We start from the raw sequence: 17,799 nt of genomic DNA, 5'->3' as shown, positions 1-17,799 counted from the left end.
CACACCTTGAATTGATGGGAGGCAGGGCAGGTGGGAGCATTGCAACATAGTTGTATTTGAAATATAAATCGTAAATTCCTGTTCGATTGATCACGTATAAAACTATGTTCGATGCTCTACTGCTCAAGACCTTTGTCACGGTCGTCGATGAAGACGGCTTCAGCCGTGCCGCCCAGAAGCTGCACCTTACTCAGTCGGCGGTCAGTGGCCATGTGCGGCGATTGGAGGAGCAGATTGGTAAACCCCTGTTGACGCGTACCACCCGCTCCCAGCAACTGACGGCCGATGGCGAGCGCCTGGTCTCTTATGCGCGCACGATCCTCGCGTTGAACCGTGATGCCTGGACAGACCTGACACGCACACCGTTCCACGGGCGGCTGCGGATCGGGGTGTCCGAAGATTTTGTCGAGTCTCGATTGCTTCGCACTGTTCAGGCGTTCGCGGCGCAGTACCCCGGGATGGAAATCGAGGTGCAGGTGAACATTCCGGGTTCGTTACTGGCGCTGATGAAGCAAGGGCATCTGGAAGTGGTCATCGGTTCGCTGTGCGAAACCAGCGAAGCGGGGTTGCTACTGTGGCAAGAGCCGTTGGTATGGGCCTGGTCGGCGCAACCCGTCACCCGGTTACCGACGCCGTTGCCGTTGGCCCTGTTCCCCGAGCCGTGCCCTTACCGCGAGGCCGCGCTGACGAGGCTGGCGCAGGCGGGGATCGCCCAGCGCACGGCAATGTTGTGCAGCAGCACCGCCGGGTTGCGGGCGGCGGCACTGGCAGGCTTCGCGGTCGCGCCCATGCCGCTCAGTCAGTTAGGGCAGGGACTGGCGGTGCTTGGGGCTGAACACGGGTTGCCGGATTTGCCGGATGCGCAGTGTCGGCTGTTCACCTCGGCAGATGCGGATCAGGCGATGGTGGCAGCGTTCACTCAGCTCATCGTGGGGTATTGCTCCACGCGCAGGGCTTGATAGGCCTGCCTGTCGGGAGCTTGGCTGAGTAAAGTCAGAGCGTTAAAAAGCCCGGCTGATCAGGCCGGGCTTTTCGTTGAGCACCGCGGTGAAGCCATTCATTTAAACAGCGCGGCTTTCGATCAGACGGTCAGAACCACCTTCGGCGACGCGGCTTTCGATCAGACGGTCGGAACCACCTTCAGCGACGCGGTTCTCGATCAGACGGTCGGAACCACCTTCAGCGACGCGGTTTTCGATCAAACGATCCGAACCACCTTCGGCAACACGATTCTCGATCAGGCGATCCGAACCACCCTCAGCCACACGACTTTCAATCAGACGATCCGAGCCGCCTTCAGCGACAACCGGGTGAGCAGAAGTAGCTGCGAAAGCGTTAACTGCAAAAACCGAGAAAGCGATGCTGAGAAGGATTTGGCGTTTCATGATGGTGTGCTCCGGGGTGTAGTTGTTTGGATGGAGCCGATGTTACGCCCCGGAGTTTTTAAGAGAACTTCATTGAGTTGATGGTGACTATCGATGGCGGCAATGGATGCGCCTTACGCCCAGGTTTGCCCGAGCCTCCCCAAATCGGCCTTTTGCAGATCCTCCGCGCTCAGCACAATTCGGAACTTGCAGTTGGCATCGAAGTTAAGAAAAAAGGGCTCGGCCAAAGCGGGGATGTCGGATGGCTCTTTCACGTCGACCAGAAAGATCCCGCCGCGCATACCATCTTGCTCGGTAAAATACGCCGCCTCCGGCTTGATGCTCGCCAGAATGCGCTCAATCACTTCGCCCACCCTCCCGGCTTTGACAAGGGAGTTGAAGGGTTCGTTAGGACATTCGACCATCAGTAACATCTTCATCATTCAATCCTCCGCTCAACCTGCAACCCTAAAGCCAGGCCTATGCGCCCGACGCCCGTGCCGACGGCCTTCAACTCAACAGTGCTCGCAGCGCGTTCTATCAAGAATAGCGAAGCGTGTGCCGGCCCTCGGGCAGGGTTACCGATGGTCATGAAGCTTCGCTTCAAACCCGTCACAGAGTTAATCAGTCAGTCCTGCGCACGTTTTATGGAATTGGCGAGCGCTGCAGCTTCTCTGCGTAAAGCATCAAATTTCTCGTTCAACTCAACGTACCCGTGCTTCCAGGTAAAAACGCCATCGACGCGGCTTTGCCCAAGTACCAGGTCATTGAGCGAGCCCATTCCACCATAGGCTGACAGCAAATATTCGATCCCATAATAATCAGAGTTAATCAGGTGGGTTCTGGCCTTGCGCATCCACTGGCTCCAGTGAGTGGCTCCATCGCTTTCAAGCACGGTTGCGAGTTGATCTAGAACACCAATCAATTGCTCGGTCGCTGGTCCCATTTTTCAAATTACCTAATCTGTATATCCAGCCAACGTCGGCCATTCGTATGATTATCGTCGCGTGGCATAAGGCAAATGTCGTCTCCCAATGACGAGTCAGCTCTGGAAGTGAAGGGCGCCTTGGAATTGTTTTGACTCACACCACAAACAAAACGGGCGCCTGACAAGGCGCCCGTTTTCATTTACTCCGCCGCCTGCGCCCGCAAGCGTCGGCCGATCACATCCATCAAGTCACAGCCGTCGCGTAAGGGGATGGCCAGCAGTTTGGAAAAGTCCGTCAACACTACCGTGTCGCAACCGAGCTCGGCGCGGAAGGCGATATTTTCCAGCACCTGCGTGACCGTGCGGATGCGGTAATCGGCCATGGCTTGCAGGACGTCGAGTGGGGCTTGGGTGTCGATGAGCAGGGAGGCCGGAATCAGGTCGATTCCGGTGAGGGGCATGTATCTTTCCATAGATAAAATCTCGTTTAGTTGTTGAGACTGCCAACAGATCGTCGCCAAACGAGTAGGGTGGCAGTTGTGCGCAGGTTGGCGAACCGGAAACGAGTAACCGGCAGACCCGGAGGTCTCCCGCGCACAACCGCCATAGACTGCAGTTTTGCGGATGCGATGACGCCTGCAAATAAGCAGGACGCCCTCGCACTCGTATCTCGGGTCGCCAAACCCGATCGCCATTTTGGGCGACGGGCGGACTATAAGCCTCATCGGAACGGCGGGCAAGGTGAGGGATTCCGAGATGAGTGTAGGACCAGATCTGACACCATTGTCAGCTATCGGCTGACCTCTCCTGAGTTAGCGTCGAGATAGACCTTGTTGTTCAATGTCATGCCAGCGCAGTAGGCAAAGTACATTCCTTTCCCAATTTTCCATTTTGGATGCCGTTGCCGTTGCCGTTGGCGCTGTTGCCTTCCTTAATGTATTTGCTTTTTCCTCCTTCGCAGGACGCGGAGTAGGCTTTGGTAATTCGACTCCAGCCATTTTTTCTGTTAGCTGATGAGTAAGTGTCATTCAAGTCCGACCCCGTTGTTCATCTTTTTTTTTTTTTTGTTCGTTGGGCGTTAGGGTGAAATAGGTGTAAACCCTATTTCAAAACTAAACACCCCCTTTCTTTCTCTTTTCTTTTCTCGAAGCAATAAAAAATAGCATGGTTATTAGGAAATGTTCTTTAGAACTGTTATTTCTGACAGTGTCTCAGGTTAAAAAAATAAAGTAATGATAGAGGCTCAATAAACGAAAGGAGTTTTAAAGTGACTGATGAACTGGACGAATACAGACGTAAAGTTGAAATGTATGAGGCTAGTCGCAACGTCCCCCCGCCAGAACGAAACTCACCTCCGACGTGGAGCGACGTGATGAAGAAATGGAATCATCCGAGTGGTGGCCGATGTACGTGTGGATGCAAAGGCGGGTGGGGCTCTTCCGACAAGATGTAATAACATGAGAAGAGAAAAATTCTAAAAGAACCATCTATTTTACTCATCGAATATTAGAGAAAAGGGGGGCTGCCAATGAGCGCTCCCTTTTAGTTCTCGTTGTCGAATTTACAAAGAAGAAAAGAACTAAGGGGGCAGATCTGAATGGAACTAACCTTCGGATGCCCATTTTTCCTGACCTCCGCTCTGGCTGATCGACGTGTTTTCATCAGCATAGGGTAAGGCTTGGTATCGTTTTATAGCTCGAGGCTCGAATCTGTCAGAGTGATTTTCGACACGTTTCTGGACAATCAACTGGAGCAGTTTCAACACCCGTCATTTCTCAGCCGTATCAGCGAATTAGCTGTTAAGTAAGTGCCATTCAAGTCAGTCCCCTGATTCCCACGGCAGTTATGGTTTCACTGCGTGGCTATCGTCAACGTGGGGAGCGTCCGTTGGTTTCTTCTCCGGAACCACAAAACTCACCTCCGTACTGGTCAAAATCGTATGACTCGGATCAGCCACCTCAAGAAGCACCTTGTGAGCACCTGGCGTCAGCCCAACCAAAATAATCGGATCTTCACTGGTGTGCGCCCATGTACCTTTCCAGTCGTCGACGGTCACGTGAAGGTGCCCGAGACGAGGTGAGACATCAGCGGCCACTTTGCCAAACACCGACATGATCCTGGCGTGCTCGGTTCGATACTGAATAATGACAACTCCGCGTGCGAGCGGCGCGGCGAGCGGTGGATAGGCAATGAGTTTTGGCCCCGTCTCAGATTCCAATGGGAGTATGGCCGGTGGGGAATTGGTGTCTGCTACCTCTTGACCCCAAGCGGCCACGCAAAAGAACACACCCAAAGCAACGGCAAATAGCTTTCTGAGAGCGAAGGGCATGGTGTTTTTCTCCCGCGTGATCTCATTCAAGGCTAGATCAAACCGAGCAGTTGTCGATGCCAAAGCTGCCACGCTCTGCAAAACAGCCGAGTGGGGAGGGACAAAAGATCGGCCAAAAACAACCAATGAATGGAGCGACGCAAAATGAGAGCTAAGCTTCTTCTACTGTCGGGCTTATTGAGCAGATTGGGCTTTCCGTCCATGGCGTAAAACCGCCTTCAGCGGTCACAACATCCTGCTGAGCGTCAGCCCTTCACAACAGCCTCGGAGGGGAGCCAATGAAACGTTTCGTCTTGCTCATCGCGATCTCTTTGCTGACCACGGCTTGTCAGAGCACAAATGATAATGGCGTCACCCGACTCGACAATTGTGTCTGCTATAAATCGCCAGAGGGACAACATTTGCAGGTATCGCAAATGGAATGGAAAGACCCCGAAACGTTGCAGAAACAATTCTCACATTGCATTTGCCGGGCCTTGGTTGACCTGAAGAAGGTCGATGATCCCAGTAAATTTTTCGTCCCCGGAACCGAAATAAGAACGGAACTGAAATAAAACAAGTGTGCCGGAGCTGTCTGGGCTCAACGTCCATATTCAACGTACGGGGCCAGGTTGAAAGCTTGCGTGTCCCAGTTGATTCGATAAATCACTTCTTTCCCTGTCTTGATCTTGGCCGCAACGGTTTTGATCGCGGCACCCACACATAATCCAGACTCGGCGAGCCCGGCACCGAGATTCACTTCGCCGGCAGGCAAAACGAAAGATGCCATCTGACCGGGACCTATCTTGGCTGCGCGCTGACCATCGATGTAGAACACGGCGTCACATCCCGAACCGACAAACCCGTCATCACGAAGAACAGTCAGGCGTCCCGGATCTTTCGTCCCCTGGCTTTTGAACGCGTACATCTTGTCGGCCGGCACTGGCCGCGCTTCAGAAACCTGCATGGGTGATGTTGCGCACCCGCCCAAGGCCAGCAAGAGTGCTGCCGTTGCGATCATCCTTCGCATGATTTTTCTCTCCTGAAAAAGGGTGAATGTATCGGTGCCGTTTTCACAGGGCGCTGGCATCGTTTTCGTGGTCATCTGCAAACGCCATGAGCACCTCCAGGTCGAGCACATCCAGTTTTATCTGGGCGATAAAAGCGGAGAAGGCCAGGTTGGCGGCGAGTAGACGTAGATCGCAGGCCCAGGCCGGTACATAGGTGGGTCCCTGGAGCCAGCCGGACTCGAATAGAGGCGCCAGGCGCATGGTATCCGCCAGGCTGAGGCGTCCCGCAAACAAGTGACCCACCAGCTCCGGTCGATTGTCGCGGATCGCGATGCGCAGCAGGGTATGAACACCGAGCAAACCCGTCAGGTAGGCGGCATCCTTGGTAAACGCCGAACCACCACGCAGGTCGGCGCCACGGAAGACCCGCTGGGTCGAGCGGAAGGACTCCTCTTGCGACTGGCCGGCGGCAAGAAAACCCTCGAAGACCTGTATGAAATCGGCGCCGTCCAACGCTTGCTGGACCGCCAGCACGCGCAGGGCCAGGCGGCGCAATCGGCTGATGTCCATACTGCCGGTGAACAGTTCTGCCAGGGTGGCAATGCCTTCCTGAGTTTGAGTCGTGCGCGGCGCTCCCAAGCCCAGGCTTTTGAGGTTGGGCTGGAGCGCGCCATTTTGTGCGGTCGCGACGTGCACGAAGGCCTCATGCTGCAATAACTGATTCTTGTCCAGTTCAGAGAACAGTGCGCCGCTACGCAGACGAATGCGGCTTGCCCCGGCGATCGCCTTGGCAGCAAGGCTCGGATCGAGCACGACCGTGACCCGGCCCTCGCCAAAGAAACGGTCCAGTTCCGGCTGCATCCAGGCGGCGAAGGCTTCGGCCGGGATCTCAGCCTGAGTCGGTGGAATCCGGGCACCCCCCAGCAGGGCGTCGGTGGTCGTGAGGAAGAAACGGGCCGCGTCCAGCATGCTGAGTTTCTGGTTCGGATAATAGAAATCCGGGCGCCGGTACAACGCGGATGAATATTGAGTGAAGGCGGGCGTGCCAATCGCACCGAGCATGCGTCCAGCAGTGGCATAGCTGCGCGCTGTCATGGCGAGGTAGTTCCCGGCGGGATGCCCCTGATCGCAACGCCCGATAAAAGCTTCCAGCGCGGCGATGTCGGCGCTGTGCTCGCGTGGTAGCTGCTCGACTTCAGGCAATGCTGCTTTGCCTGCGCGCCAATGCGCCAGGAAGACTTCCTCGACGCCATCCGGCCAGGACAGGGCATCCAGTACGCGGATCTTGCGAGCCAGACCGGGTAGAGCGGCATCAAGTTCAGACAGGGGGGCGCTGTTCATGAAGTGTCCCTTGAAAGACGAGGTTCCTTCGAAAAAGCTTAGCCGCTCCGATGCATTGCGTTGTAACCGGTCAAGGGGCCTTCTGCTGTTCAGCGCCAGACCTCAACTTCGCAAAACCCTCAAAGCACCCGTTCAATGACAGAATCTCCTACACTTGATCGTTTTGGAGAACACCATGCTTCGTGCGTTTGAACGAAGACTCGACCCTTTTCCTCCTGACGAGGTACCACCGCCACCCAACGGCCTGGCTCGCTTCCTGTGGGCCTGTACCCGGGGCGCCCGCGGTTACATCCTTGCGCTTGCACTGCTCAGTGCCGCTGTGTCGATTTATGAAGCCTGGCTGTTTTCCTTCCTCGGGCAGGTCGTGGACTTGCTCTCGACCTGGCAGGCAGGCGGTGAAGCGGCTGCGCAGGAAAGTCGCGTGTTGTGGGGCATGGGCATCGTCATGGTGGCCAGTGTCGGGCTGGTGGCGTTGCGCACCATGGTGCAGCACCAGATATTGGCGATTAACTTGCCGTTGCGGCTGCGCTGGGACTTCCATCGGCTGATGCTGCGGCAAAGCCTTTCGTTTTTTTCCGATGAGTTTTCCGGCCGCGTCACTACCAAGGTGATGCAGACTGCGCTCGCGGTGCGCGACGTGCTATTCACCCTGATCGAGATCGCACCCGGGATCGGCGTGTATTTCATTGCGATCATCGCCTTGGCCGGCGGCTTCGCTCTGAAACTGATGCTGCCTTTCGTGGCCTGGGTCGTGTTGTTCGGTCTGGCCATGGTGTACTTCGTACCCCGTCTGGGGAAAGTCGGGCAGGAACAGGCCAATGCGCGGTCGATGATGACCGGGCGTATCTCAGACGCCTACACCAACATCACGACGGTGAAGCTGTTCTCCCACTCCAATCGTGAAGCGCATTTCGCGCGTGCAGCGATGGAGGATTTCAAGCAGACCGGCTTCCGCCAGATGCGCCTGGTCAGCCAGTTCGAGATCGTCAACCAGGCCTTGGTGGTGGCGTTGATCATGGCAGCAGGTGGCTATGCGCTGTGGTTATGGCACCAGGGTGATGTCGGCGCAGGTGCTGTGGCGGCGATCACCGCCATGGCGTTGCGGATCAATGGCATGTCGCACTGGATCATGTGGCAAATGACCTCGCTGTTCGAGAGCATCGGCACCGTGCAGGATGGCATGGCGACACTGACCCAAGGCGCCAAGGTGCAGGACGCGCCGGGAGCGGGCGTGCTGGTGACCTCCGGCGGCGCGGTAACTTTCGACAATGTGAGCTTCAACTACAATGGCGAACGTCAGGTGCTGGATGGCCTGAACCTGAGCATCCGCCCGGGCGAAAAGATCGGTCTGGTTGGTCGCTCTGGCGCCGGCAAATCCACGCTTATCAACTTGCTGCTGCGCTTCTATGACGTCGACAGCGGGGTGATTCGCATCGATGGCCAAAACATCGCCCATGTTACGCAAGAAAGCCTGCGCGGCACCATCGGCATGGTCACGCAGGATACCTCCCTGCTGCACCGTTCCATTCGCGACAACATCGCCTATGGCCGTCCCGATGCGACCGACGCGCAAATTCGCAACGCCGCGGCCAATGCCCAGGCCGACGGGTTCATCAGCCAACTGAGCGACCGGCAGGGCCGTACCGGCTACGACACCCTTGTGGGTGAGCGCGGCATCAAGCTGTCGGGCGGCCAGCGCCAACGCGTCGCGATTGCCCGGGTGATGCTCAAGAATGCCCCGATCCTGCTGCTTGACGAGGCCACCAGCGCGCTGGACTCGGAAGTCGAAGTCGCCATTCAGGAAAGCCTCGATGAAATGATGCAGGGCAAAACCGTGATCGCGATAGCCCATCGGCTGTCCACGATTGCAGCCATGGACCGGCTCATCGTCATGGATGACGGACGCATCATCGAACAGGGCACTCACACCGAATTGCTTGGGAAGAACGGCGTCTATGCGCGGCTGTGGCACCATCAAAGCGGAGGGTTCCTGGGCGAGGATAAGGGCGTGGTCGAGGCTATGGATCAGGTGTGAGGATGCAGGGGGGGCGCACACAAAAAAACTGACACTCACTCGAAATCGGAGCGCGTTGGTGTCAGCTCCCTAGCGTAGAATTTGCACACCGCGAGCCCCCACCTGAGACGGACCCTCAATGCAAACCCCCACAACCAACCACCCCCTCTGGAAAACGTACCTCCTTTTCCTCGCGCCCATGGTCCTCTCCAATTTTCTCCAATCCATGTCGGGCACCATCAACAGCATCTACATCGGCCAAATGCTCGGCACCCAAGCCCTGGCCGCTGTCTCCGGCATGTTCCCCATCGTCTTCTTCTTCATCGCCCTGGTCATCGGCCTCGGCGCGGGCGCGGGCGTGCTTATCGGCCAAGCCTGGGGCGCGCGTGAACCGCATCTGGTGAAAGCCATCGCCGGTACAACCTTGCTCTTGGGCGCAATAATCGGCCTGACAGCCGCGGTGCTAGGCAGCGTCTTCGCCAGGCCAGCGTTGCAAGGGTTGGGGACCCCGGCAGACGTTCTGGACGATGCGGTGTCCTACGCCCACGTCATGATGTGGATCATGCCGTCGCTGCTGGTCTACGTGCTCTTCACCCAACTGCTGCGCGGGGTCAGCGATACGGTGTCGCCGCTGATCGCGTTGGTGGTGTCGACCTGCATCGGTCTGGCGCTGACGCCGGCGTTGATTCGCGGTTGGTTCGGGTTGCCGATGATGGGGATTCAGAGTGCGGCGTATGCCGGGTTGGCGGGTAACTTGTCGGCGATGGGGTGGCTGGCGTGGCGGTTGATCAGTAAGGGGCATCCGTTGGCGCCGGATCGGGAGATGTTCGCGGCGATGCGTCTGGACCTGGTGATTCTCGGCAAGGTGTTACGCATCGGGTTGCCGACCGGGTTGCAGATGGTGGTGTTGTCGGTGTCGGAGCTGGTGATTCTGGCACTGGTGAATCAGCACGGTTCGCAGGCGACCGCGGCGTATGGGGCGGTGACGCAGATCGTCAATTACGTGCAGTTTCCGGCGCTATCGATTGCGATCACCGCATCGATTCTGGGTGCTCAGGCGATCGGGGCAGGGCGGCTTGAGCGTATGGGGCCGATTCTGCGCACGGGGCTGTTGATCAATGTGTGCCTGACCGGTGGTTTGGTGGTGCTGGGTTATCTGTTGTCGCACTGGTTGCTGGGGTTGTTCCTCACGGATGATTCCACCCGGGCGAAAGCCGAGCATCTGTTGCACATCATGCTCTGGAGTCTGTTGGTGTTTGGCTTCCAGGCAATTGTCGGCGGCATCATGCGCGCCAGTGGTTCGGTGCTGGTACCGATGGCGATTTCGATTTTTTGCGTGGTCGGGGTGCAGTTGCCGGTGGCGTATGTGCTGGACGGGCAGTTCGGTTTGCAGGGGGTATGGATGGCGTTTCCGGTGGCGTATCTGGGGATGCTGATGTTGCAGACGGCGTATTACAAACTGGTCTGGCAGCATCAGAAGATTGAGCGGTTGGTGTAGGGTCGTGACCACAATGGTAAAAGTATGACTGTTTCAGTAGGGTAAGATTCTAAATGCGAGCAGCTCGTTATTGCACTTTTCGTAAGTTACCTAACAACTAATGGATCCAATAAACACTATTGGAAACCCCTGTCATTCACCAGCCCAGTTGTCATGGGGCTGACAGAGAAGTTGATACGTTAGTACCTGCGTGTGGGACGTTCACAATAACCGCCGTTTGTCGGTGGGCTGCTCAAAAAATGAACATTCCGGGATCACAGGCCTCTGATCCTGCAGCACGTCACTCAAGACCTGCTCCTGCAGCCGCAGAAAAGAAGTGGAAAATAAACCTCATGGGCATTGAATGCTAATGGGGATTTTTTTACCTGAAATTCAGGAGGCAAGAAATAGCCGGTCATTGGTTTGCCAGGCGAATCAATGGGCTAAGCAGTGCCAAGTCTATGAGTTGGCATATCTTATAAAAGTAAGATCGCGCAGGGCTTAGAAGAGTTGAATGCCCTGTTAACTATCGATCTGTACTATCGAATAAGGTGGAGAAAGTACCGTGGCGATAAATACAATTATGAGCCTGCTCGAAAATAAAGAATGCATGGAATTTTTGCGATTGGGTGTTATTTACATTCATTTAGTGGCGTGTTGTGTGGCCATTGGTTTGGTATTGACTAGTGATGTTGCGATGGTCAGAGACTTGTTAAAACGAAAGACATTCACTGAGCATGATAATGCTCACATGGAGAGTCTTCAGAAGTCTGTCATCGCTGCACTGATAGCGTTGTGGGTGACGGGTGCCGCAATCATCGGTATTGATTACCTGGAAAAAGGTATGAATTACTTTATGAATCCAAAGCTTCACGCCAAAGTGATTATTGTCGTGTTGCTGAGTTACAACGGCCTCTTGTTGCATCGGCTGGTATTGCCCGCACTGCAAAAGGCGGGCTCCCTGCTCAATCTCGGGTTCAGCGCACGGATGATGGCGCTGTTCTGCGGCTCGCTGTCGGCCGTGTCCTGGATGTATGCGGCCATGCTGGGGGTCGGGCGCCCGTTGGCCTGGAAATACTCTCTCTCCGAACTGTTGATGGCGTATCCGCTCCTGATCGCACTGGGTTTCCTAACGATGCTGGCATTGACTCAGCGTCTGAAAATACAGGACTCCATCGCTATTTCTCCGCGGACAGTAGCGAACGCACGGTAGGCCGGTTCACTGCGTAAAACTGGCGGGCTTGTCCTGAGCCTGCCAGGCGCGACCTTCTTTGTGCAGGGGATCATTAAAACCTGCATCGGGGAGGTCGCTTTGTTTTGAGTCAGAAGGCCGGATGCTTCCAGACTTTAAACACTTCTGTGAAAAGCCCTGTATGAGTTCGCGCTGACGCCGGTGCATACGCTCCGGTGCATCGGTGGCTGGACTTGCTGTCAGCCATCTTCAGACTGACAATCAAGAGTGACCATCTGACGCAAACCGACAGGCGTGATCGCCTGAGGAGGTTTTCCAATGAGTCCCTCATCGCCCACCATCCTGCAAGACCGGGCCGCAGCCGGTCGGCGTCTGGTTGAACCGCTGCTCAAATACGCTCATCGCCCCGACGTCATTGTTCTTGCCTTGCCCCGTGGCGGGGTGCCGGTGGCCTATGAAGTGGCCACCGCCCTGGAGGTTCGCCTCGACCTGATGCTGGTGCGCAAGCTCGGAGTGCCGTCCCATGAAGAGTTCGCGATGGGCGCGATTGCCAGCGGCGGCATACAAATCCTCAACGAACACGCGCTGCGGGTTCACCCGATTGATACGGCTACGTTTGATGCCGTGGTTGCCCGGGAAACCCGGGAACTGTTGCGACGTGAGCAGGTTTACCGGGGAACGCGCGCGCCGGTGCAGCTCAAGGATCAGGTGGTGATTCTGATTGACGACGGCCTGGCGACAGGCGCCTCGATGATGGCGGCGGTCCACGCGGTGCGGGTGCATGCGCCGGCTCGGATTGTCGTCGCCGTGCCGGTTGCTCCGATTGAGACGGCGGAGGCGCTGCGCAGTGAAGTGGATGAGCTGATTTGTCCGCTCATCCCAGAATGGCTGATGTCGATCGGCCGTTGGTACATGGATTTTTCCCAGACTTCGGATGCGGAGGTCATCAGGTTGTTGCAGCGGGCGTGGCTGAGAGAGTCCGGCTCCGCTCAACGGTAAGCGGGCAGGGCGATTTGATTGTCTTCAGTGCGTCGCTGCTTGCCCGGCCATCCGAAATCAGCAAAGCTCTGCCGCGCCCAGTCTCGGGCGGGTTGGCTACACGATCCAATGGTCAAGGAAAGCGTTGAATGGCACTCAGGGTAATGGTGATCGGTGGCTACGGAAATTTCGGCAGCATCGTTTGCAGGCATTTAGTCGCGATGCCGGGCGTAGAACTGGTGATCTCGGGCCGCAACTCTCACAAGTTGCAGCGCAAGATCGATGAGCTCAAAACCCAGTCCGACCGCATTTGTGAAAGTTGGTGCGGCGATGCCATGGGCACCGCGTTCGGGCCCACGCTGAGCGAAATGGGTATTCAGTGGGTGGTCCATACCGGCGGCCCGTTTCAGGGGCAATCCTATGCGGTCGCGCAAAGCTGCATCGACGCGGGCGTGAATTACTGCGATTTGGCTGACTGCCGCACCTTCGTCAATGGCATTGATGTGCTCGACGCGAGCGCAAAGCAGGCCGGCGTGGCCATTCTCAGTGGCTGCAGTTCGGTGCCGACGCTGTCGTCGGCGCTCATCGATCAATACCGTTATCGCTTCAAACGCATCGACTCGATCAAGCATGGCATTTCTTCCTCGGCCAAGATGCCGGGCCTCTCGACCGTCGAAGGCGTGCTGGCCTACGCGGGCAAACCGATCATGCAGCTCAAGAATGGCCAGGTGCACGAAGTGTCGGGCTGGCAGGACCTGACCCTGCGCAAGATGCCGCAATTGGGGAGCCGGGTCCTGTCCAACGTCGATGTGCCGGACATGGATATTTTCGCGAGCCGCTACGGCGCCCATACCTTGAGTTTCAAGGCAGGCTCGGGGCTGAAACTCGGTGGCGTGGCCAGCTACGTGCTCGCCGAGGCGCTGAGAATCGGCCTGGTACGAGACTCTGCGGCTTGGGCGGCACGACTGCATCGCTGGGGAACGTGGTTCGAGCGCTTCGGTGATGGCCGCAGTGCGATGTACATCGACGTCGAGGGGCAGGGCCTTGATGGGCAACCCCTGTCCATGACCGTGCAATTGACCGCGCACAACGACAAGGGCCCGGAAATCCCTAGCTGCGCGGCTGTCGCGTTGGCGGCAAAACTGGTCGCGGGTTACGCGCCGGCACCCGGCGCCCGTCCTTGCGTGGGCGAGATCAGCGTCGACGAGTACATGGCCGCGATCAACGACCCGACCAACCTGCACTTGTCCGTGCGCTTTTCTGACGAGCAGGGCTGAGCATGCTCTATCTGTGCCTCAAGTACACGCACGTGATTGCCGCGATTTTTCTGTTCGGGTTCGGCATGGGCTCCTACCTCTATTTGATCGCGGCGAGTCGCACGGCCAACCCGCAAGTGATCGCGCACGTGGCCAGAATGGTGGTGCGCTTCGACACCTGGATTACCACCCCGGCAGGCTTCATTCAGATCACCACGGGTTATCTGCTGATGAAAGTCTCGGGGCTGCCCATGACCACGGAGTGGATTCTGACCTCGTTGATCATTTTCCTGTGTGTGGGTTCGCTGTGGCTTCCGGTGTTGGTACTGCAGAAGCGCCTTCACGTGATGGCGCTGAGCGCGGTGGAAACCGGTGAGGGGCTCGACGCGCAATTCCGGTCGGTCTACAAGAAATGGTTCTGGATGGGCGTGGCCGGTTTTGCGGGGATGTTTGTGATCGTGATGATGATGGTCACGAAGATGTCGCCGATGCAGCTGGTTGAGGCGGTGGTCTAGCGCAACGGCCACGCCTCACTATTTGACTTGACCGTCTAGTGGGTTTCAAGCCAGTCCTGAAACCGCGTCGCACCGACGATGGGATTGGCACCCGGTGTCAGCGACTGGTCATTGATCGGCGCACCAAAGTACGGAACCGTGTCGTCCGCGACGGTCTGGCGCGGGTCCTTGGTGTGCTTGAGGTAATCGCTCGCGAACTCGATGAGGGGGCGGTTTTCAGGGCCAGCCACTTCGACGGTCTGATTGATCGGCGCTTTCAGCGCGATGTCCGTCAGTGCCGCCGCTACATCGGCCGAGGCCACCGGTTGCAGCGCGGCGGACGTCAAGTGAATGGTGTCGCCTTCCTCGCGCCCGGAGTGAGCAATGGCATGGATAAACTCGAAAAACTGCGTGGCCCGCAAAATGGTGTAGGGAATCCCCGACTTCTGGATGAGTCTTTCCTGGGCCATTTTCGCCCGGAAATAACCACTGTCGAGCATCCGCTCGGTGCCGACGACCGACAGGGCAATATGGTGTTTGACGCCGTCGATCTTCTCCGCCGCAATCAGGTTGTGCCCGGCGGTTTCGAAGAAGTGCAGCGCCGCGTGGTCCTCGAAAGAGGGCGAGTTCGCCACGTCGACTACCACGTCCGCGCCTTTCAACGCTTCCGTCAGCCCTTCACCGCTGATGACATTGACGCCGGTGCTCGGCGACGCCGCCAGGGCTTCATGCCCCAGGTCCTTCAGGTTCTGGCAGAGTTTGCTGCCGATCAGCCCGGTGCCACCGATGACGACGATTTTCATGTCCTGTCTCCCGATGCGGTGAGTGCTTGAGTCATTAAACACCTGCGCGGGTGGCCGCATCGGGCGCTGGCTCGCGTTGCCGACAGGTGGTCGGAAGTCTCGGCGCGAGGTGGAACAAACCGTGGTTCTTTGCTTTAGTCCACCTATCGTCGGCCTGCGTGTGCCGCGACCGGAGCGCCCCATGAATGCTCGATTCCCGTCGATTTCCATACTGGCTGTTGCGCTTGCCTTGAGCTTTTTCCCCTGTGCCGAAGCGGCCGAATACACGCAAGTGAATGAAACCGCCAGCACCATCTCCTTTACCTACAAGCAGTTCAGCTCGCGGGTGTATGGCACTTTCGGCAAGTTCAAGGCCACGCTTGATTTCGACACGGCCAACCCCTCAGCGGGCCATGCTGCGCTTACCATCCAGCTCGACAGCATCGATGCCGGCAGCGAAGACGCGAACACCGAGCTGCAAAAGCCTGCCTGGTTCGACGCGCAGAAGTATCCCGAGGCGACTTTTGAGTCGACAGGAGTGAAAACGCTGGCTGACAACCACTACACCATCACCGGCAAACTCACGCTCAGAGGGGTCACCCGTGAGGTGGCCGTTCCGGTCCTCCTGAAGGCAGAGAAAGCCGTCGGTATCTTCGATGGCCAGTTAACGCTCAAACGTAGCGACTTCAAAGTCGGTGAGGGGGAATGGGCCGATAGCGTGGTTTCCGACGATATCAACATCCGTTTTCGGATGGTTGCGCCGCAGCGCTAACGACAGGCATCAGCGACGGCCTTCTCGGCGCGTTCAATTTCCTGCTTGATGTCAGTGGTGATCCGTTGTTCCTTGTGTTTCTGTTCCAGGAATATCTGACTCCCCTGGTTCTTCAACTCTGCGTCAGACGCGGCGTCCTGTGCCTGCAACTCGGCAGCGTGTGCGTCTATGACGGCTTCAACCTCGGCATCATTCTTCGCGGTATCCAGGGCGGAGACTAATTTGTCGACCTCCGCTTTCTCGGCATCGGCGTAAGCGTCAACGGACAGCCCGGCAGCCATCGCTCGTGCGCGAATTTGCAGGGTTTCCATATGCTGCTTTGCTGTCTTGCACACCGCTTCCTGCCGTGCGCTTTCACTCGCCTTCCATTCCATAAACCCATACGTCGTCACACTGATCACGGCCAGAGTGATGATGGCGCTAAATAATTGGGCTCTCACATTGCACAACCTCAACAATCAGGGGGACAACAGTATTGGGTGATGATCGCCGGATTCCATTCGAGGCCTAAAAAGCGTAGCAGGACGGACGAGTTGCATGTGATGGCGGGATGGCATTTGACTTGATCACTACAAGGCATGGAGAGCGCACTTGTGTGCTATTACTTTTTGGGGCTTTCAATTAGAAGCATGGACGCATTACCGCGAATTAGCGCGTGCCCATGAGTCTTAATTGTTTGTTTGCCTGAGTGGCAAGGTGCCACAATCGTCTTTTTTGTCGCAGCATCATGATCAGGCGGATCAAATGGGTGGCCCAGGATTTCGGCACGACCAGGATACTTTCATCGCCGCGCAGGTGCGCAGTGATCGATTGCATCAGCTATTCCACCAGTCATTCCCGGCGATTTTCGGTAGTTTTCTAGCCGCGCTCATGCTGTGCGGCTTGTGCTGGGAACGCTTTGATCACGCCGTCATTTTCTGGTGGATTGGCCTGCTGACGGCATCTTCGGTGCTGCGCATCCTGATGTTCGTTGCCTGGTTTCGCTGCCCTGAAAGTGAGCGCACTCCGCAACGCTGGGAGAAGCGATACTGGTTCACGCTGGTGTTGTCCGCCAGTATCTGGGGGGCAGGCGCTTTAGCGGTGATGCCGGCAAACGACCTGTTGTCCCAGGCGTTGGTCATGCTCTTTGCCGTCGGCATGTCGGTCAGCGCCGTGTCGTGTTACTCGTCCTATCGATTCATGACGTTGGCGTCGATTGGCCTGGTCTTGTTGCCGTGTACCTTCTGGCTGCTGTTTCAATCGTCAGCGATGCAGATCGGCATGGCGTTGGCCGTACTTGTGTTCGCCTCGTTCGTGGCCAGCGCGACACGCAAATTGTCCGAAGCATTGGAAACCGCCTTCCAGTTAACCCGTGAAATGGAACGCGCCCATCGAATCTCGACGTATGCCGCACAAACCGATGAACTCACCGGCCTGAAAAACCGCCGCGCTTTTTTCGAACACGCCCAACAATTGTTCCATGACTGCAAAAATAACCAGTTACCCTTGTGCGCGGTAATGCTGGATATGGATCACTTCAAGCACATCAATGACACCTACGGTCATCAGGTCGGCGATCAGGTTTTGCGACAAATGGGCGCGATCATCAACCGGTCCTTCCGCGATACCGATGTCTTCGGCAGGCTCGGTGGCGAAGAGTTCGCGATCCTGCTTCCGAATACAGCGATTGAAACCGCCCTTAACATCGCCGAGCAACTTATCCAGTCTATCGGTGGATTGATGACCGGACCGGTTCACCGCATATCGGCGAGTCTGGGTGTTGCGGCCATGGAGATCGGCGACAACGATTTGCAGAGTTTGCTGAATAACGCGGATAAAGCGCTGTATCGAGCCAAGGCGCGTGGGCGTAATCAGGTGGCGGTTTCGGAGTAACGGGGCGGAAG

19 protein-coding genes and 1 pseudogene are annotated in these 17,799 nt (G+C 56.9%); 10 read left to right on the top strand and 10 right to left on the bottom strand.

Going from position 1 to position 17,799, the window contains the following annotated elements; genetic code table 11:
- The first annotated feature begins 104 nt into the window (after positions 1 to 104).
- On the top strand, positions 105 to 959 hold the full coding sequence (locus ACYZT8_RS17240; RefSeq protein WP_461974484.1) for a LysR substrate-binding domain-containing protein: 855 nt from the start codon (positions 105 to 107) through the stop codon (positions 957 to 959).
- Between the two features lie 111 nt (positions 960 to 1,070).
- On the opposite strand, the pseudogene ACYZT8_RS17235 reads toward ACYZT8_RS17240, so the two are convergent.
- The 6 genes and pseudogenes from ACYZT8_RS17235 to ACYZT8_RS17210 form a co-directional block, all read right to left on the bottom strand.
- Positions 1,071 to 1,385: pseudogene (locus ACYZT8_RS17235) on the bottom strand (phage infection protein); the annotation flags it as partial.
- A 113-nt stretch (positions 1,386 to 1,498) separates the two neighbouring features.
- On the bottom strand, positions 1,499 to 1,804 hold the full coding sequence (locus ACYZT8_RS17230) for a panthothenate synthetase (protein ID WP_461982505.1): 306 nt from the start codon (positions 1,802 to 1,804) through the stop codon (positions 1,499 to 1,501).
- Positions 1,805 to 1,992: 188 nt separating this feature from the next.
- A complete protein-coding gene (locus tag ACYZT8_RS17225) occupies positions 1,993 to 2,310 on the bottom strand; it encodes a DUF6966 domain-containing protein (RefSeq protein ID WP_461974482.1) in 318 nt (105 codons plus the stop codon).
- Positions 2,311 to 2,492: 182 nt separating this feature from the next.
- Positions 2,493 to 2,765: a hypothetical protein gene (locus tag ACYZT8_RS17220; protein WP_042932149.1), complete on the bottom strand. Its 273-nt coding sequence runs from the start codon at positions 2,763 to 2,765 to the stop codon at positions 2,493 to 2,495.
- 370 nt (positions 2,766 to 3,135) lie between these two features.
- Positions 3,136 to 3,324, bottom strand: a complete 189-nt coding sequence (locus ACYZT8_RS17215) for a hypothetical protein (RefSeq protein ID WP_461974480.1) — start codon at positions 3,322 to 3,324, stop codon at positions 3,136 to 3,138.
- 811 nt (positions 3,325 to 4,135) lie between these two features.
- Positions 4,136 to 4,621: a DUF6130 family protein gene (locus tag ACYZT8_RS17210; RefSeq protein WP_461974478.1), complete on the bottom strand. Its 486-nt coding sequence runs from the start codon at positions 4,619 to 4,621 to the stop codon at positions 4,136 to 4,138.
- A 278-nt stretch (positions 4,622 to 4,899) separates the two neighbouring features.
- On the opposite strand from ACYZT8_RS17210, the gene ACYZT8_RS17205 reads away from it, so the two are divergent.
- Positions 4,900 to 5,175, top strand: coding sequence for a hypothetical protein (locus ACYZT8_RS17205; RefSeq protein WP_461974476.1), 276 nt, complete (start codon positions 4,900 to 4,902; stop codon positions 5,173 to 5,175).
- Positions 5,176 to 5,201: 26 nt separating this feature from the next.
- Here ACYZT8_RS17205 and ACYZT8_RS17200 read toward each other — a convergent pair whose 3' ends face one another.
- Positions 5,202 to 5,705, bottom strand: coding sequence for a hypothetical protein (locus ACYZT8_RS17200; RefSeq protein ID WP_461974474.1), 504 nt, complete (start codon positions 5,703 to 5,705; stop codon positions 5,202 to 5,204).
- Positions 5,674 to 6,951, bottom strand: coding sequence for a flavohemoglobin expression-modulating QEGLA motif protein (locus tag ACYZT8_RS17195; RefSeq protein ID WP_461974472.1), 1,278 nt, complete (start codon positions 6,949 to 6,951; stop codon positions 5,674 to 5,676). The genes ACYZT8_RS17200 and ACYZT8_RS17195 overlap by 32 nt, the downstream gene beginning before the upstream one ends.
- A 175-nt stretch (positions 6,952 to 7,126) precedes the next feature.
- On the opposite strand from ACYZT8_RS17195, the gene ACYZT8_RS17190 reads away from it, so the two are divergent.
- The 6 genes from ACYZT8_RS17190 (at position 7,127) to ACYZT8_RS17165 (ending at position 14,383) form a co-directional block, all read left to right on the top strand.
- Positions 7,127 to 8,986 carry an ABC transporter ATP-binding protein gene (locus ACYZT8_RS17190; protein ID WP_461974470.1) on the top strand — a complete coding sequence of 620 codons (1,860 nt, stop codon included), beginning with the start codon at positions 7,127 to 7,129 and terminating at the stop codon, positions 8,984 to 8,986.
- A 118-nt stretch (positions 8,987 to 9,104) separates the two neighbouring features.
- Positions 9,105 to 10,463 (top strand): MATE family efflux transporter, encoded by a 1,359-nt coding sequence (locus ACYZT8_RS17185; RefSeq protein WP_461974467.1) that lies wholly within the window; start codon positions 9,105 to 9,107, stop codon positions 10,461 to 10,463.
- A gap of 544 nt (positions 10,464 to 11,007) precedes the next feature.
- Entirely contained in the window at positions 11,008 to 11,655 is a 648-nt protein-coding gene (locus ACYZT8_RS17180) for a hypothetical protein (RefSeq protein WP_461974465.1), read from the top strand.
- Between the two features lie 297 nt (positions 11,656 to 11,952).
- The gene (locus ACYZT8_RS17175; RefSeq protein ID WP_461974463.1) at positions 11,953 to 12,633 is read left to right on the top strand and encodes a phosphoribosyltransferase; all 681 of its coding nucleotides are present in this window, start codon (positions 11,953 to 11,955) and stop codon (positions 12,631 to 12,633) included.
- 128 nt (positions 12,634 to 12,761) lie between these two features.
- Positions 12,762 to 13,889 carry a saccharopine dehydrogenase NADP-binding domain-containing protein gene (locus ACYZT8_RS17170; protein WP_461974461.1) on the top strand — a complete coding sequence of 376 codons (1,128 nt, stop codon included), beginning with the start codon at positions 12,762 to 12,764 and terminating at the stop codon, positions 13,887 to 13,889.
- A gap of 2 nt (positions 13,890 to 13,891) precedes the next feature.
- A complete protein-coding gene (locus ACYZT8_RS17165) occupies positions 13,892 to 14,383 on the top strand; it encodes a DUF2269 family protein (RefSeq protein WP_461974459.1) in 492 nt (163 codons plus the stop codon).
- A 35-nt stretch (positions 14,384 to 14,418) separates the two neighbouring features.
- Here the strand turns inward: ACYZT8_RS17165 and ACYZT8_RS17160 are convergent, their stop codons facing one another.
- Positions 14,419 to 15,165, bottom strand: coding sequence for an SDR family oxidoreductase (locus ACYZT8_RS17160; RefSeq protein ID WP_461974457.1), 747 nt, complete (start codon positions 15,163 to 15,165; stop codon positions 14,419 to 14,421).
- A gap of 181 nt (positions 15,166 to 15,346) precedes the next feature.
- Here ACYZT8_RS17160 and ACYZT8_RS17155 point away from each other — a divergent pair, with 181 nt between their 5' ends.
- A complete protein-coding gene (locus tag ACYZT8_RS17155; protein WP_461982503.1) occupies positions 15,347 to 15,916 on the top strand; it encodes a YceI family protein in 570 nt (189 codons plus the stop codon).
- Here the strand turns inward: ACYZT8_RS17155 and ACYZT8_RS17150 are convergent.
- Positions 15,913 to 16,356: a hypothetical protein gene (locus ACYZT8_RS17150; protein ID WP_461954563.1), complete on the bottom strand. Its 444-nt coding sequence runs from the start codon at positions 16,354 to 16,356 to the stop codon at positions 15,913 to 15,915. The genes ACYZT8_RS17155 and ACYZT8_RS17150 overlap by 4 nt on opposite strands.
- 304 nt (positions 16,357 to 16,660) lie before the next feature.
- Between ACYZT8_RS17150 and ACYZT8_RS17145 the strand changes: the two genes are divergently transcribed.
- A complete protein-coding gene (locus tag ACYZT8_RS17145) occupies positions 16,661 to 17,788 on the top strand; it encodes a GGDEF domain-containing protein (protein WP_461974455.1) in 1,128 nt (375 codons plus the stop codon).
- Positions 17,789 to 17,799 lie beyond the last annotated feature (11 nt).

The sequence above is a fragment of the Pseudomonas sp. LB3P93 genome, assembly GCF_054898025.1.
Note: the sequence above shows the minus strand (reverse complement) of the source record. Positions and strands in the feature narration are given on the sequence as shown.

Bases quoted from the DNA above. Each gene is read 5' to 3' on its own strand.
- ACYZT8_RS17240 (WP_461974484.1), top strand. From the start codon at position 105: ATGTTCGATGCTCTACTGCTCAAGACCTTTGTCACGGTCGTCGATGAA.
- ACYZT8_RS17230 (WP_461982505.1), bottom strand. From the start codon at position 1,804: ATGAAGATGTTACTGATGGTCGAATGTCCTAACGAACCCTTCAACTCC.
- ACYZT8_RS17225 (WP_461974482.1), bottom strand. From the start codon at position 2,310: ATGGGACCAGCGACCGAGCAATTGATTGGTGTTCTAGATCAACTCGCA.
- ACYZT8_RS17220 (WP_042932149.1), bottom strand. From the start codon at position 2,765: ATGGAAAGATACATGCCCCTCACCGGAATCGACCTGATTCCGGCCTCC.
- ACYZT8_RS17210 (WP_461974478.1), bottom strand. From the start codon at position 4,621: ATGCCCTTCGCTCTCAGAAAGCTATTTGCCGTTGCTTTGGGTGTGTTC.
- ACYZT8_RS17205 (WP_461974476.1), top strand. From the start codon at position 4,900: ATGAAACGTTTCGTCTTGCTCATCGCGATCTCTTTGCTGACCACGGCT.
- ACYZT8_RS17200 (WP_461974474.1), bottom strand. From the start codon at position 5,705: ATGACCACGAAAACGATGCCAGCGCCCTGTGAAAACGGCACCGATACA.
- ACYZT8_RS17195 (WP_461974472.1), bottom strand. From the start codon at position 6,951: ATGAACAGCGCCCCCCTGTCTGAACTTGATGCCGCTCTACCCGGTCTG.
- ACYZT8_RS17190 (WP_461974470.1), top strand. From the start codon at position 7,127: ATGCTTCGTGCGTTTGAACGAAGACTCGACCCTTTTCCTCCTGACGAG.
- ACYZT8_RS17185 (WP_461974467.1), top strand. From the start codon at position 9,105: ATGCAAACCCCCACAACCAACCACCCCCTCTGGAAAACGTACCTCCTT.
- ACYZT8_RS17175 (WP_461974463.1), top strand. From the start codon at position 11,953: ATGAGTCCCTCATCGCCCACCATCCTGCAAGACCGGGCCGCAGCCGGT.
- ACYZT8_RS17170 (WP_461974461.1), top strand. From the start codon at position 12,762: ATGGCACTCAGGGTAATGGTGATCGGTGGCTACGGAAATTTCGGCAGC.
- ACYZT8_RS17165 (WP_461974459.1), top strand. From the start codon at position 13,892: ATGCTCTATCTGTGCCTCAAGTACACGCACGTGATTGCCGCGATTTTT.
- ACYZT8_RS17160 (WP_461974457.1), bottom strand. From the start codon at position 15,165: ATGAAAATCGTCGTCATCGGTGGCACCGGGCTGATCGGCAGCAAACTC.
- ACYZT8_RS17155 (WP_461982503.1), top strand. From the start codon at position 15,347: ATGAATGCTCGATTCCCGTCGATTTCCATACTGGCTGTTGCGCTTGCC.
- ACYZT8_RS17145 (WP_461974455.1), top strand. From the start codon at position 16,661: ATGGGTGGCCCAGGATTTCGGCACGACCAGGATACTTTCATCGCCGCG.